This window comes from Streptomyces sp. NBC_01549, assembly GCF_026339955.1.
In the GTDB taxonomy this organism is placed as follows: domain Bacteria; phylum Actinomycetota; class Actinomycetes; order Streptomycetales; family Streptomycetaceae; genus Streptomyces.
In genome coordinates, this window is record NZ_JAPEPW010000001.1 from 689,704 (window position 1) to 704,446 (window position 14,743).

The 14,743-nt window shown below is 71.0% G+C and carries 11 protein-coding genes; 3 read left to right on the forward strand and 8 right to left on the reverse strand.

All coding sequences use genetic code 11. From position 1 onward, the window contains the following. Positions 1-39: 39 nt before the first annotated feature. On the reverse strand, positions 40-2,001 hold the full coding sequence (locus tag OG819_RS02880; RefSeq protein WP_266629433.1) for an IucA/IucC family siderophore biosynthesis protein: 1,962 nt from the start codon (positions 1,999-2,001) through the stop codon (positions 40-42). Positions 2,002-2,306: 305 nt separating this feature from the next. Continuing rightward, the gene (locus OG819_RS02885) at positions 2,307-3,704 is read right to left on the reverse strand and encodes a diaminobutyrate--2-oxoglutarate transaminase family protein (RefSeq protein ID WP_266647858.1); all 1,398 of its coding nucleotides are present in this window, start codon (positions 3,702-3,704) and stop codon (positions 2,307-2,309) included. Positions 3,705-4,107: 403 nt separating this feature from the next. On the opposite strand from OG819_RS02885, the gene OG819_RS02890 reads away from it, so the two are divergent. Further along, complete coding sequence (locus tag OG819_RS02890) at positions 4,108-5,337, forward strand: hypothetical protein (RefSeq protein ID WP_266647860.1); 1,230 nt, start codon at positions 4,108-4,110, stop codon at positions 5,335-5,337. 112 nt (positions 5,338-5,449) lie between these two features. Here OG819_RS02890 and hflX read toward each other — a convergent pair whose 3' ends face one another. From hflX to miaA, 6 genes are all read right to left on the reverse strand, one after another. Next, the gene (hflX, locus tag OG819_RS02895) at positions 5,450-6,946 is read right to left on the reverse strand and encodes a GTPase HflX (RefSeq protein ID WP_266629427.1); all 1,497 of its coding nucleotides are present in this window, start codon (positions 6,944-6,946) and stop codon (positions 5,450-5,452) included. A 214-nt stretch (positions 6,947-7,160) separates the two neighbouring features. Next, a complete protein-coding gene (locus tag OG819_RS02900) occupies positions 7,161-8,642 on the reverse strand; it encodes a M1 family metallopeptidase (RefSeq protein WP_266647862.1) in 1,482 nt (493 codons plus the stop codon). A 67-nt stretch (positions 8,643-8,709) separates the two neighbouring features. Continuing rightward, on the reverse strand, positions 8,710-11,025 hold the full coding sequence (locus OG819_RS02905) for a bifunctional (p)ppGpp synthetase/guanosine-3',5'-bis(diphosphate) 3'-pyrophosphohydrolase (protein ID WP_266629422.1): 2,316 nt from the start codon (positions 11,023-11,025) through the stop codon (positions 8,710-8,712). A 236-nt stretch (positions 11,026-11,261) separates the two neighbouring features. Beyond that, positions 11,262-12,131, reverse strand: a complete 870-nt coding sequence (dapF, locus tag OG819_RS02910) for a diaminopimelate epimerase (protein ID WP_266629420.1) — start codon at positions 12,129-12,131, stop codon at positions 11,262-11,264. A 63-nt stretch (positions 12,132-12,194) separates the two neighbouring features. Continuing rightward, positions 12,195-12,800 (reverse strand): hypothetical protein, encoded by a 606-nt coding sequence (locus OG819_RS02915; protein WP_266634726.1) that lies wholly within the window; start codon positions 12,798-12,800, stop codon positions 12,195-12,197. 108 nt (positions 12,801-12,908) lie between these two features. Then, complete coding sequence (gene miaA / locus OG819_RS02920; RefSeq protein ID WP_266647864.1) at positions 12,909-13,847, reverse strand: tRNA (adenosine(37)-N6)-dimethylallyltransferase MiaA; 939 nt, start codon at positions 13,845-13,847, stop codon at positions 12,909-12,911. A 183-nt stretch (positions 13,848-14,030) separates the two neighbouring features. Between miaA and OG819_RS02925 the strand changes: the two genes are divergently transcribed. Together OG819_RS02925 and OG819_RS02930 are read left to right on the forward strand one after the other, a co-directional pair. After that, positions 14,031-14,324 (forward strand): hypothetical protein, encoded by a 294-nt coding sequence (locus OG819_RS02925; protein WP_266647866.1) that lies wholly within the window; start codon positions 14,031-14,033, stop codon positions 14,322-14,324. A 24-nt stretch (positions 14,325-14,348) separates the two neighbouring features. Further along, positions 14,349-14,621, forward strand: a complete 273-nt coding sequence (locus tag OG819_RS02930) for an antitoxin (protein WP_266647868.1) — start codon at positions 14,349-14,351, stop codon at positions 14,619-14,621. Positions 14,622-14,743: the final 122 nt, after the last annotated feature.

Genomic DNA, 14,743 nt, shown 5'->3' on the forward strand with positions numbered 1-14,743 from the left:
TGGAGGGGGTTGTGGAGGGGGTTGACGAGGGCGGCTTCCTCAGGAATGGAGCGGGTTGGCCAAGGCGACATAGACGGACTGGGTGTCGACCGGGCCGACGAGTTCGTCGAGGCCGTGCAGCCGGGTCAGCAGGTTGGCCTTGCAGCGCAGGACGGGCGAGTCGAGGAGGCGGGCCGGCAGGGGTGTACGCAGTCGGGCCGGTCCGGAGGCCGCCTCGGTGAGGAAGCGTCGGAAGGCGGCGAGCAGCAGTTGTTCGTCGGCGAGGTGCTGGGAGCCGAACGCGCCGATGAGGCCGAGTACGTTGTTGATCGCCAGGTAGTAGGCGAAGCGTTCGTCGGTGACCTCGTCGGAGACGAAGGTGTCGCTGAGTTCACCGATGCCGGGCAGGCGGGCGTCCAGTTCGGCGCGCCGGGACTCTCGGAAGTAGTAGCCCTGGTTGTCCCGGTAGCGGCCGCCCGCGGGCCAGCCCTCGGGGTCCAGTACGAGCAGGGTGTTCTGCTGGTGTGCCTCCAGCGCGATCCCCGCCTCGCTGTCCAGCCAGAGCACGGGACGTACGACCTGCTCCAGGTAGCGCAGGAACCACTCGGCGGCGACGGCGCCACGGGGCTTGCTCGTGCGCCCGGCGAGGCGGGTGACGATCTCGGCGAGCCGGGACCGCATGACGGGGCGGTCCTCGGACCCGCCGCGTGCGCCGGGTTGGGCGTGAGGCCGGGGGGAGACGAGTCCCGCGACACAGCCGGCGTCGTCCGTCGGACCGAACGGGTTGTGGCGGATCATCACGTCGAGCCCGGTCAGTGGGGTGCCGTCCGGGGCGTTGACCGCGAGCCACGCGGGATCGCGGACGATGTCGAAGCCCGGGTGGGCTGACTGCCACTGCTTGGACAGGCCGCCGCGCAGCAGACGGTGGACCTCCACCCCGCGGTGGAGCTCCTTGCGGAGGTTCTCCCGGCGGGAGTTGGTGATGCGTAGGCCCAGCGACAGCTTGAGCATCGCGGGGGCGCCGGAGCGGTAGAGGGTACGGACGGAGGAGGTGGGGTGCCAGGCGGAGCCGTGCGGGCCGAGGTCCCGGAGCAGTCCGGCGTCGAGCAGGGCCGCGGTCTCGGGGCGGTGCCGGACCTCGGCCATCTGCCAGGGGTGCAGCGGCAGGGCGGCGTAACCGTCGGGCAGGGGCAGCCCGGCTCCGGCCAGCCGCGCGGTGAGCAGTTGCGCGGGGACGGGCCGGCCGCGCTCCGTCCACGCCGACTCGGCCGCCAGGACCGAGGGGGCGACCGCCATCCAGTGCAGCGGAAAGGAGCCGCGCAACTCGGGTGAGTACAGCCGTGCTTCGGCCTCGGAGAACCCTTCCCGGCTCTTCGGGGTGGGGTGCCACGGGTGCCCCAGCACAAGTGCTTGTTCGGCGGCGAGGAAGAGGTCGGGGGTGTCGGCGGGCCGCTGCCTGCGGTCGTTGATGAACACGACGGTCCGCCGCACCGAGTCGGCGACACGGCCGACCAGGTCGGCACCCCCGCCGGGGCCGCTCTCGGCAACGGACGTCGAGGTCACCACGGCCGTGCTCGTCGTCCCGAGGCCCATCGCCGCCTGGCGTGCGAGCAGCGCCGCCACGGTGACGGCGTCGGCGGGCGGCGCTCCGTCGGGGGCGTCGGCGAGGTGCGGGAGGCCGAAGCGGTGCCAGCCGGTCGGGGACCAGTAGTGGACCGGCGTCAGGAGGGAAACGCCGCTGGCCGGGAGCGGGATGCGGAGGGTGCCGTCGGTGGGGGCGGCCAGGTTGTTCTCCCGTACCCAGCAGCGCAGCAGGTTCTCGACCGCCGCCGCCTGGGCCGCGGTGTGGACGGCGGGATGCTCCAGCAGGTCGGCGGTTGCGCCACGCAGCCGCTCGGTCTCCCGGGCCCCTCCCTTCTGCCGGGGGACCGCGTCGGCCCCCGCGACGAGCGGGGTCTGTGTGGCGCAGGCCGCTCGCTCGTGGGTGTCGGGACGGCCGTCGGATGCGGGGGTCGCGTTCAAGAGAGTTCCTCGTGGGGTCGTTCAGGCTCGTGCGGCGACGAACCGGGGCGGTACTGGCGTGCGCGGGGCCTTGGGCGTTCCTGGTCGATCCGGGTGAGGGCGGTGGTTCTGGTCGAGGTGGCGGTGGTCCGAGTGAGGTCCGCGTCTCACCGCCGCGGCGCGGGAGGCTGGTCCGGCGTGGTGGACCGGTCGGGGCGGGGGCTGGTCCGGGGGTGCTGAAACCGGTCGCGGCGGGGGCTGGTCCGGGGGTGCTGAAACCTGTCGCGGCGGGGCTCCGTACGGCCCGCCCGCGGCGGTTTCCGGCCCTATCCGGCGTGCTCACCGGAGTCGGAACCCCGACCGTTCCCGGCCGTCCCGCCCAGCCCCGCACGCGCCACCACCCCCACCGCGTCCGCCAGTCGGTCGAGCACCGCCGTCGCCTGTTCGTCGCTGATCGTCAGGGGTGGGAGGAGTCGCACCACGCTGGCGCGGCGCCCGCCCAGCTCCACGATCAGACCGCGGCGAAGACACTCGCGCTGCACGGCGGCGGCGAGTTCGGGGGCGGCGGGCCGGGGGCCGTCGGTGGGGGTGTCGGACGGTGTCTCGGGGTCCACCATCTCGACGCCGATCATCAGCCCGCGGCCCCGTACGTCACCGACGCAGGGAAACTCACCCGCGAGTCCGCGGAGTTGGGTGAGCATGCGGGAGCCCAGGGTCGCCGCGCGCTCGGCTAGTCCGTTCTCGCGCACGTACGCGAGGGTCGCCGTGCCCGCGGCCATGGCCAGCTGGTTGCCCCGGAACGTTCCCGCGTGGGCGCCCGGTTGCCAGACGTCGAGGTCGTCGCGGTAGACGACGACGGCCAGCGGCAGACTGCCGCCGATGGCCTTGGACAGGACCATCACGTCCGGGGTGATCCCGCTGTGTTCCACGGCCCAGAAGGCACCGGTGCGCCCGACGCCGGTCTGGACCTCGTCCGCGATCAGGGGGATGGAGCGCGCCGCGGTGATCTCGCGCATCCGGCGCATCCAGTCGTCGGGCGCGGGAATCACCCCGCCCTCGCCCTGGACAGGTTCGAGGATCATCCCGGCGGGGCGCGGTACGCCGGACTTGGTGTCGTCGAGCAGGGACTCAGTCCAGCGCGCGGCGAGGTCGGCTCCGCGTTCACCGCCGATGCCGAACGGGCAGCGGTAGTCCTGGGGATAGGGCAGGCGCGCGACCCGTACCTCGGTCGCGCCCCCGGATGCTTCGAGCGCCCCCGCGGTCATCCCGTGATACGCGCCGGTGAACGCGAGCATCCCGGTGCGTCCGGTCGCCGCGCGCACCAGTTTGAACGCGGCCTCGACGGCGTCCGTCCCGGCGGGGCCGCAGAACTGCACCCGCGCCCGAGCGGCGAACTCCGGGGGCAGCGTGCGGAACAGCTCAGTGGTGAAGGCGTCCTTGACGGGCGTGGCCAGGTCGAGGACGTGCAGCGGTGCCCCGGAGTCGAGAACTTTTCTGATCGCTTCCAGGACCACCGGATGGTTGTGCCCCAGGGCCAGGGTGCCCGCGCCGGAGAGGCAGTCGAGGTAACGGCGGCCGTCCGCGCCCTCGATGGTCAGCCCCCGCGCCCGCACGGGGACGATCGGCAGAGCGCGCGCATAGGTGCGGGCCGCCGACTCGCGCGCCGACTGGCGCCGCAGAATCCCCTCGTGCGCCGCGCGCGCCCCCTCGGACGCTCCGGGCACCCTCTCCCGCGCCCCCTCGGAGGTCCCGGGCAACCTCCCTCGTGCCGCCCCGGACACCCCCTCCCGTGTCTCCTCGGGCTCTCGCCCCACCGGTACCACCGCAGACTCGGTCACGGCCACGACTTCAGGTCCTCCCGCTGTCCAGAGGCGAGTTGGCGGGGGGCTCCGAGCACAGACGGCAGGTCCCCGTACGTACCAACGACGCGACGCGCTCGGGGAAGCGGGTGAGCCGAAGATCCTTGCCGTGACGGAACCGTTGCCGTTCCGTGGGATGTCCCCCACAGCGAGCGCATAGTGTGTGGTGCCGTTCAGTGACACCGAACGACGCACCTGCGTCCCGTACCCGGGGACTCCGGATCGACGGATCCTGACAGGTTCTCTTACGTCCAGGGGGAGTTACACCATGCGATCCACACGCCCACCCTTCGCCGCCCGCCGAGGGAGGAACACGCGCCGCAAGACCTCCCCCGTACTGGCCGTCGTCGGCCTGACGGCGGCGCTGGCGCTCACCGCCACCGGCTGCGACTCGGGTGACAGCACCGCGAGCGGCCAGGCCGGTGCGTCGGCGTCCCAGAGCGCCGACGGCAAGATCAAGATCCCGGACGACATCAAGAACAAGCTCAAAGAGCACGGGATCGACATCGACAAGTGGAAGAACGGCGCCTGGAAGAACTGGAACAAGGACGACTGGCTGCGCGAGGCCAACGACTTCGTCAACCCGATCATCAAGGGGCTGTGGGACCCGGACCGGATGCGCGGCGCCGACGACCCGGACAAGAACAAGGGCGTCGACGAGAACGACCTCTCCGGTGACCAGGGCATCACCGACGCCACTCCGGCCCCCGTGGCGGCGAAGGCCGTGAGCGCCGCCTACCACGACAGCGTGCCCGAGGCGGGCAAGGTGTTCTTCGACTCCCCCGAGGGCACGATGGTCTGCTCGGCGACCGTCGTCGAGGACCCGGCGCACCCGGGCAAGTCGAACCTCGTGTGGACCGCGGGCCACTGCGTCCACGCCGGCAAGAAGGGCGGCTGGTACCGCAACATCGCCTTCGTGCCGTCGTACAACGACGCCGGCAGGACGTCCGCCCAGCTGCAGAACGCCGCCAGGACGGAGGTCGCTCCGTACGGTGTCTGGTGGAGCGACGGGGCGCAGACCTCGGACCAGTGGATCGCGCAGGGCGGTTCCACCGGCGGCCAGGGCGCGTCGTACGACTTCGCGGTCCTGCATGTGACGCCGGAGAAGGGCGGCAACGGCAAGTCCCTCGAGGAGACCGTCGGTTCGGCACTCCCGGTGAACTTCAACGCTCCGGCCGTGCCGCAGGTCTCGAGCATCACAGCGACCGGGTACCCGGCGGCGGCTCCGTTCGACGGGCAGAAGCTGTATCAGTGCACCGACCGGCCGGGGCGGTTGTCGATCGCCAAGGCGGATCCGACGATGTACCGCATCGGGTGCACCATGACCGGTGGTTCGTCCGGCGGCGGCTGGGTGGCGACCGGGTCGGACGGCAAGCCCGCCCTGGTGTCCAACACCTCGATCGGTCCGGTCAGCGCGGGCTGGCTGGCGGGTCCGCACCTGGGTGCGGTCGCCAAGGGTGTGTACGACTCGGTGAGCAAGAAGTTCGCGAGCCAGTGAGCCGACGATCCGCAGGCCGGTGAGCCCGCGCGCCGCTCTCACCTTGCCACGGCGAAGGCCCGCCCCCTGCGAGAGGGGGCGGGCCTTCGTACGTCGCTGCGGAAGCGAGGGGTTAGAGCGCGACCGGCGCCGGGACGTACGGCGCGAGGTCCGCGGCCAGTTCCTCGTGCACCCGCACCTTGAGCAGGGTGCCCTCCGGGGTGTGCTCCTCGGAGATCACCTCGCCCTCGGAGTGGGCGCGCGCGACCAGCCTGCCGTGCGTGTACGGGACGAGCGCCTCGATCTCGACCGAGGGGCGGGGCAGCTCGTTGTCGATGAGCGCGAGCAGCTCGTCGATGTTCATCCCGGTGCGGGCCGAGACCGCGATGGAGCGCTTCTCGATCCGCATCAGCCGCTGGAGGACCAGTGGGTCGGCCGCGTCCGCCTTGTTGATCACCACGATCTCGGGCACGTCGGTCGCGCCGACGTCACGGATGACCTCGCGCACGGCGGCCAGCTGCTCCTCCGGCGCCGGGTGCGAGCCGTCCACGACGTGCAGGATCAGGTCGGAGTCGCCGACCTCCTCCATCGTGGAGCGGAACGCCTCGACGAGGTGGTGCGGCAGGTGGCGTACGAACCCGACCGTGTCGGCCAGGGTGTACAGCCGTCCGCTCGGGGTCTCGGCCCGGCGCACGGTCGGGTCGAGGGTCGCGAACAGCGCGTTCTCGACCAGTACGCCCGCACCGGTGAGGCGGTTGAGCAGGGAGGACTTGCCCGCGTTGGTGTAGCCGGCGATGGCGACCGAGGGCACCTTGTTCCTGCGGCGCTCCTGGCGCTTGATCTCGCGGCCGGTCTTCATGTCCGCGATCTCCCGGCGCATCTTCGCCATCTTCTCGCGGATACGGCGCCGGTCTGTCTCGATCTTGGTCTCACCGGGACCACGGGTGGCGAGGCCGCCGCCCTTGCCGCCGCCCATCTGACGGGACAGCGACTGACCCCAGCCGCGCAGCCTCGGCAGCATGTACTGCATCTGTGCGAGCGCGACCTGCGCCTTGCCCTCTCGGGACTTGGCGTGCTGGGCGAAGATGTCGAGGATCAGGGCCGTACGGTCGATGACCTTGACCTTGACGACGTCTTCCAGGTGGATCAGCTGGCCGGGGCTCAGCTCACCGTCGCAGATCACGGTGTCGGCGCCGGTCTCCAGGACGATGTCCCGCAGCTCGTTGGCCTTGCCGGATCCGATGTACGTGGCCGCGTCGGGCTTGTCGCGGCGCTGGACAACGCCGTCGAGCACGAGCGCGCCCGCGGTCTCCGCGAGAGCTGCCAGCTCGGCGAGGGAGTTGTCCGCGTCCTGAATGGTTCCCGTGGTCCACACACCGACGAGGACGACTCGCTCCAGACGGAGCTGTCGGTACTCGACCTCGGTGACGTCCTCGAGCTCGGTGGAGAGGCCCGCCACACGGCGCAGGGCCGCGCGCTCGGAGCGGTCGAACTGGTCGCCGTCCCGCTCTCCGTCGATCTCGTGGCTCCAGGCGACGTCCTCTTCCATCAGGGCATCGGCCCGAAGACCTTCGGGGTAGTTCTGCGCGAGGCTCTGCGCGTCCTGGGAAGGGGAAGAAGAGGAGGTCATTGGATCCTTACGTCGATGGGGACACCGATACGTCACTGCCGGTATCGATGGCGTCACTGGTGGAACCTGTTCGGCGACGGACACCACCCGTCACATACGAGAACGTCCGGGACCACCGGGAGATTCCCGGATTCCGCCGGGCCAACCCTCCGCGGGGCCGCGCCGCCGACCCGACGATGTTCGCACGGCACGGCCCGTCTCGTCACGCGAGTTCTCAGGCGCCCTTGCGTGCCTTCGGGGCGTCGCTCTTCCAGTCCGGGTGACCGGGCATGGATGGTGTCTTCGTGCCGTAGACCCAGGCCCGGAAGAACCCGCTCAGGTCGCGGTTCGCGAGAGTGGACGCGAGCCGCTCGAAGTCCGCGGTCGTGGCCGTGCCATCCCGGTGAAGGGCGACCCAGGCGCGCTCCAGCCGCTCGAAGGCGGGGCGTCCGATCTCCTGGCGCAGCGCGTACAGGGCGAGCGCGGCCCCGTCGTAGACGCTGGGCCGGAAGATGCTGATCTTCTGTCCCGGCTTGGGCTCCTTGGGCGCTCCGGGCGGCCCTCCGGTGGCGCGCCAGGTGTCGGAGGCGCGGTAGGCCGCCTTCATACGGGTCTCCATGGGCTTGTCCGCCTTCTCCTCGGCGTACAGGGCCTCGTACCAGGTCGCGTGCCCCTCGTTGAGCCACAGGTCGGACCAGGTGCGGGGGCTGACACTGTCGCCGAACCACTGGTGCGACAGCTCGTGCACCATGATCGACTCGACGTACCACTTCGGCAGCGCGGGCTCCGTGAAGAGCTCTCTCTCGAAGAGAGAGAGCGTCTGTGTCTCCAGTTCGAAGCCGGTCCGCGCCTCGGCCATCAGCAGCCCGTAGGTCTCGAAGGGGTACGGGCCGACCTTGCTCTCCATCCAGGCGATCTGGTCGGGCGTCTTCTTGAGCCACGGTTCGAGGAGCTCGCGGTCCTTGGTGGGCACCACGTCGCGGACCGGCAGACCGTGCGGACCGTCGCGGTGCAGCACGCTGGAGCGGCCGATGGACACCTGGGTGAGTTCGGTGGCCATGGGGTGTGAGGTGCGGTACGTCCAGGTGGTGGACTTTCCGGCCCGGTCCACCCGGGTGGGCAGTCCGTTGGCCACGGCCGTGTACCCGTCGGGGGCGGTGACGTGGATGGTGAACATCGCCTTGTCCGAGGGGTGGTCGTTGCACGGGAAGACCAGGTGCCCGGCGTCGGCCTGGTTGGCCATGGCGAGGCCGTCCTTCGTCTGCACCCAGCCGCCGTCCCCGTTCCCGGTGGTGACCGGGTCGCTCGCGTGCCGCACGGTGATCCGCATCCAATCGCCCGCGGGCACCGGATCCCTGGGCGTCACCACCAGGTCCTCACCGGCGCTCGTGAACGTCGCTGGCGCCCCGTTCACCTCGACCGATCCCACCGTGCCGTGCGCGTAGTCGAGATTGACGCGCTCGAGCCGCTCGGACGTCACGGCGTCGATCGTGGTGACGGCCGCCAGCGGCTTGTCGTTGACGCCGGGGTAGGCGAAGGAGAGGTCGTACGACTTGACGTCGTACCCGGGATTGCCCAGGTACGGGAAGAGGCGGTCACCGATGCCGAGCGGCGCGGCCGGGGACGGGGCGCTCGCGGCGACGAGACAGACCGAGACGGCGGAGGCGAGGAACGCCGCCTTGATACGACGGTTCCTGGTGCGGAGGGTGAGCAGCATGGACCACCGCTACCAGCGCGCACCCGCCCCGCGGTGACGACTCGCGCCGGGCCCACCCGATCGGGTGCTACTGCGCGGCAGCCGCCGCGTGTTGCGCCCGGCTCACGTCGTACACGCCCGGCACGTTCCGCATCGCGCGCATCAGCCCGGGAAGGTGGGCCGCGTCCGGGAGTTGGAGCGTGTAGGTGTGGCGTACGCGCTGCTGGCTGGGGGGTTCCACGGTCGCCGAGACGATCGCGACGCCCTCCAGGGCGATGGCTTCGGTGAGGTCGGCGAGCAGATGCGGGCGCCCGAAGGACTCGGCGACCAGCGTGACCCGGCACTCGGCGGTGTCGCCCCAGCGCACTTCCACCTCCGCGCGCCCCGAGCTCTTCATGCGCGCCACTCCGGCGCACTCCACGCGGTGGACGGTCACCACTCCCCCGCGTACGGCGAAGCCGGTCACCTCGTCGGGCGGTACGGGCGTACAGCAGCCCGCGAGACGTGCGGAGGCGCCGGGCTGGTCGACGACGGCGTTCGCGGTGGCGGGGCGGGCGGCGTGGGTGCCGGTGGGGCGGGCGGCGGATGCGTCCGAGGGGCGGGTCGTGGGGGCCTCGACGGGCGGCCTGGGGGCCGCGGCGGGGGTCTCGGTCGTGTCCGGGGCTTCCCGGACCGCCGGGTCCTGTGTGTCGGCGGGCGAGGGGTGCGCGGCCAGCCAGCGTTGGATGGCGATCCGCGCGGCGGGCGTGTGCGCGTGCTCCAGCCACTCTCTGGAGGGCTCCGAGGCGGGGTCCTGGCCCATGAGGAGCTGCACGGTGTCGCCGTCCTTCAGGACCGTACTGAGCGTCGCCAGGCGGCCGTTGACGCGGGCGCCGATGCAGGCGTGCGCGTCCTCGCCGTACTGGGCGTACGCGGCGTCCACACAACTGGCTCCCTCGGGAAGGCCCAACGCGCCGCCGTCGGCGCGGAAGACGGTGATCTCGCGGTCCTGGGCGAGGTCTTCGCGCAGCGTCGACCAGAACGTGTCCGGGTCCGGAGCGCCCTCCTGCCAGTCGAGGAGCCGGGAGAGCCAGCCGGGGCGGGTGGGGTCCACCCGCTCGCCGTCCACCAGGCGTCCGCCGACGCCGTCCGACCGGCCCTCGGACTGCTCGTCCGACTGCTCCTCCATAGGCGGAGCGTAGGGATTGCCGAGTGCGATGACCCCGGCCTCGGCGACCTTGTGCATCTGGTGGGTGCGGATGAGCACTTCGGCGATCTCGCCGTCGCCGCTCGCGACGGCGGTGTGCAGCGACTGGTACAGGTTGAACTTGGGGACCGCGATGAAGTCCTTGAACTCCGAGACGACCGGAGTGAGACAGGTGTGCAGTTCGCCGAGGACCCCGTAGCAGTCGGCGTCCTCGTTCACGAGCACGAGGAGGCGTCCGAAGTCGGCGCCCCGCATGGGGCCGCGTTTGCGTGACACGCGGTGCACGGAGACGAAGTGCCGTGGCCTGATGAGCACTTCGGCCTGGATCCCGGCGTCGCGCAGGACCGTGCGCACCTCTTCGGCGATCTCGGCGAGCGGGTCGCTCGCGCGCGAGGCGTTGTCGACGATCAGTTCCCGGGTGTGCTCGTACTCCTCGGGATGCAGGATCGCGAAGACGAGGTCCTCGAGCTCGGTCTTGAGCGCCTGGACACCCAGCCGTTCGGCGAGCGGGATCAGCACGTCTCTGGTGACCTTGGCGATGCGCTCCTGTTTCTCGGGGCGCATGACGCCGAGCGTGCGCATGTTGTGCAGGCGGTCGGCGAGTTTGATCGACATCACACGGACGTCGTTGCCGGTGGCGACGAGCATCTTGCGGAACGTCTCGGGCTCGGCGGCCGCCCCGTAGTCCACCTTTTCCAGCTTGGTGACGCCGTCGACGAGATAGCAGACCTCGTCGCCGAACTCCTCGCGCACCTGATCGAGCGTCACTTCCGTGTCCTCGACGGTGTCGTGGAGCAGGGAGGCGGTCAACGTCGTGGTCTCCGCGCCGAGTTCGGCGAGAATCAGGGTCACGGCGAGCGGATGGGTGATGTACGGCTCACCGCTCTTGCGCATCTGGCCGCGGTGCGAGGACTCCGCCAGCACATAGGCCCGGCGCAGCGGTTCCAGGTTCGCGTCGGGGTGGTGGGCGCGGTGCGCCTCGGCCACGTGGCCGATCGCGTCGGGCAGCCGGTCGCGGGATGTCGTGCCGAGCAGCGCGGCACGGCCGATGCGGCGTAGATCGATCCGCGGACGGCTCTTCTTGCGGTGCGATGGGGATACCCCCTGCTCATGGGGGTCCCCCCGCTCGAGCGAAGTCGAGAGTGGGGGAGAAGCCGAGAGCTTGGGGGAGGGCGTTGCAGGGGCTGGCGTCGCGGGGTTCGTCGCCTCCGCACTCATGGGCACCTCCGGCTGCGTAGACCGGCGGACGGGGTGCCCCAGGGCGTACACGGCACAGGGGTTGGTGTCGATTCCCCCGTCCGGGCCGGTGCTTGATGCTACCGAGCCCACCACGCCCGGCTGACCGCCTCTCGCCGAGCGTGAAACGGATCACCCATTCGAGCGAAGGTTCAGGGGGTTTACGGACGCGAGGTTTTGGAAGGTACGGGGGTTACGACATCGTCCGGGACGTCCGCTCAGAGCTGGACGGTGTCCAGCCACTCCGCGTCGAGCTCGCCCTCGGCGACGATCACCGCGGGGCCGGTCATCTCGATCTCGCCGTCCGGGTGCTCGGTGATCACCAGGCGGCCGCCGGGCACGTCGACGGTGTACGTCGACGGAGTGCCCGTCACGGCCGGGTCGGCGCCGTCACGGCGGGCCGCCGCGACGGCCACGGCGCAGGCGCCCGTGCCGCACGAGCGGGTCTCCCCGGAGCCTCGCTCGTGGACGCGCACGGCGACGTGACGCGGCCCCCGGTCGACCACGAATTCGACGTTCACCCCGTCCGGGTATGCCGTGGCCGGAGCGAACGGCGGCGGCGTGTAGAGGTTGCCGGCGTGCGCGAGGTCGTCCACGAAGGCGACGGCGTGCGGGTTACCCATGTTGACGTTGCGCGCGGGCCAGCTGTGCTCGCCGACGCTCACGGTGACGTCCCCTTCGGGGAGGACCGCCTTGCCCATGCCGACGGTGACGTCGCCGTCCTTGGCGAGATGCACGCTCTTCACGCCCCCGCGGGTGGCGACCGCGATGTCTCCCTCGGTCACATGTCCGGCGCGCTGGAGGTAGCGCGCGAACACCCGCACTCCGTTGCCGCACATCTCCGCGACCGAACCGTCGCCGTTGCGGTAGTCCATGAACCACTCCGCCTCGGCCGCCATCTCCTGGGCCTCGGGGTGCGCGGCGGACCGTACGACATGCAGCAGACCGTCGCCGCCGATGCCCGCGCGGCGGTCGCACAGGGCGGCCACGGCGGTCGGGGGCAGGTCGATGGCGTTCTCCGGGTCCGGGACGATCACGAAGTCGTTCTCGGTCCCGTGTCCCTTGAGGAAGGCGATCCGCGTGCTCATCCCTCGATCCTACGGGGTCGGTCCGACACCCCGGTCCCGCTGGCGCCCCGGCCGGGGCGGGCCTCAGCGGAGGCGGGCGACGCGCCCGACGGCGAGCACCGCCACCGCCGCGACCACCACGACGTACGCGAGCACGACACGCCAGTCCAGGCGGCGGCCGGAGCCGCGCGGCGGAAGGCCCGGCCAGGTGTAGCCGACCCGGCGGGCGGCCATCATGCCCCAGCCCGCGGCGCACGAGCAGATCAGCAGGCCGAGCATGGCGACCACCGCACCGCCGTCACCGAACTCGAAGGCCAGCGGGAAGGCGAACATCAGCGAGCCCGTCGCGGCCAGGATCACGATCGGCGCGAGCTGCCAGATCCGAAGTCGACGCTGCGGGCGCAGTTCGACCTCGACCTCGGGCTGCACCATCTCGTCCGGTTCCGGTCCGTCGGCGGTCACGCCGCCGACAGGCTCGTCGGGCCCGTCGGAACTCAGCGGGGCCCCGTCGGAACTCAGTCGCTCACCGTCGCCGTTCAGCCGCTCGCCGTCGTCGCTCAGTCGGTCTCCGTCAGTGCTCAGACGATCGATGACGAGGTCCTGACGTTCCAGCGGCTGCTGCGGCTTCTGCTGCTCCGGCGCGGTGTCGTGCTCCGCGTCCTGTGCGGTGTCGCGAGGGCCGGCCTCCATCACCACGCGCCCTCCCAACTCGGACTCCACTTGGTCGATCGAAGCTCGATGATGGCACGACGCCGGAGGCCCGGACGGCGGCCGGGGCGTCCCGATGCCATGACGTGATCAGGCTGTGACCGGTCGTTCGACCAACGCCAGCGCGAGCCGCGGGAGTTCCGTGAGATCCGCCGCGGCGCCGCTCAGCCAGTGCACCCGGGGATCGCGCCGGAACCAGGAGTCCTGACGCCGGGCGAAGCGTTTGGTGGCGCGTACGGTCTCGGCGCGCGCCTCGGCGTCGGTGCACTCCCCGGCGAGCGCCGCGAGCACCTGCTGGTACCCGAGCGCACGCGATGCCGTACGCCCCTCGCGCAGACCCTCCGCCTCCAGCGTGCGCACCTCGTCGACGAGCCCCGCCTCCCACATGCGGTCGACGCGGCGCGCGATGCGCTCGTCGAGCTCGGGGCGCATGACGTCGACGCCGATCTGCAGGGTGTCGTAGACGGAGTCGTGGCCGGGGAGGTTGGCGGTGAAGGGTTTTCCGGTGATCTCGATGACCTCGAGGGCGCGGACGATACGGCGGCCGTTGCTGGGCAGGATCGCGTGCGCGGCCTCCGGATCGGCCATGGCCAGACGCGCGTGCAGCGCTCCGGAGCCACGCAGCGCGAGCTCCTCCTCCAGCCGGGCCCGTACCTCGGGGTCGGTGCCGGGGAACTCCAGGTTGTCGACGGCTCCGCGGACATACAGCCCGGAGCCGCCCACCAGGATCGGCCAGCGGCCCTCGGCGAGCAGCGCGTCGATACGGGCACGGGCGAGCCGCTGGTACTCGGCGACGCTGGCCGTGACGGTCACATCCCAGATGTCCAGGAGGTGGTGCGGAATCCCGCCGCGCTCCTGCGGCGTCAGCTTGGCGGTACCGATGTCCATCCCTCGGTACAGCTGCATGGAGTCGGCGTTGACGACCTCGCCGCCGAGCCGTTGGGCGAGGTAAACGCCCAGATCGGACTTTCCTGCGGCGGTCGGTCCTACTACGGCGATGACCCGGGGGGCGGGGGGTGCGCTACTCACCGCCCCAGTCTTGCAAACGTCGGGGCCTCTCCTCGAACGAGCTACGTGACGCCACGGGCTCGGGGTCGTTGCCAGTTGCGAGGTTCCAGCCGCCGGTTTTCGAGAACCGGTGACCCGTGCGACGCAATGGGACGCACCGGGTGACGCGGGATTTCGCCCTCACGAGTAACGTATGGAGTGGATATGGGCGTTTTTGCACGACTTCTTGGAAGGTCGAAGGCCTTGGAGGAGGCGTCAACCGCCGCGGTGCAGGTCGACACGCGAACGGCCGATACCGAGGCGGAGGTGACGGAGGAGGCTAAGGGTTCGTCCGAGAAGCCCGAAGGCTCCGAGAGCCCGGGGGGCTCCGCGGGCGAAGGCGGGGCCGCGGCGACCGAGCCCGCGGAGGCCACCGCCAAGGATGACGTCGAGATCCCCCAGCAACAGACCGCCGAGAAGGCCGCCGACAACGAGGCCGGCGAAAACGCCCGCACGTAACTGTCCCGCGAGGGAAGGTGGACCATGAGTCTCCTGGACAATTTGAAAGCCAAGCTGGCACCCGCCAAGGACAAGGTCTCGGACCTCGCGCAACAGCACGGGGACAAGGTCACTCACGGTCTCGACAAGGCCGCGAAGGTGGTCGACGAAAAGACCAAGGGCAAGTACAGCGACAAGATCCAGACGGGCACGGGCAAGGCGAAGGGCGCCATGGACCGACTCGCCCACCACCACCACAAGGAGACCGGCGGCGCCACACCGCCGCCGGACGTGCCCCCACCGCCTCCGGCGCCCTGAAGGGCATACATCCGGTATCGCAGTACGGGTATCGCAGTACAGGTATCGCGTGATCGGTGTCGCATGACCGGTGTCGCATGACCGGTACACGTACCCGTGCGCACAGGCACACATCGGCGGAC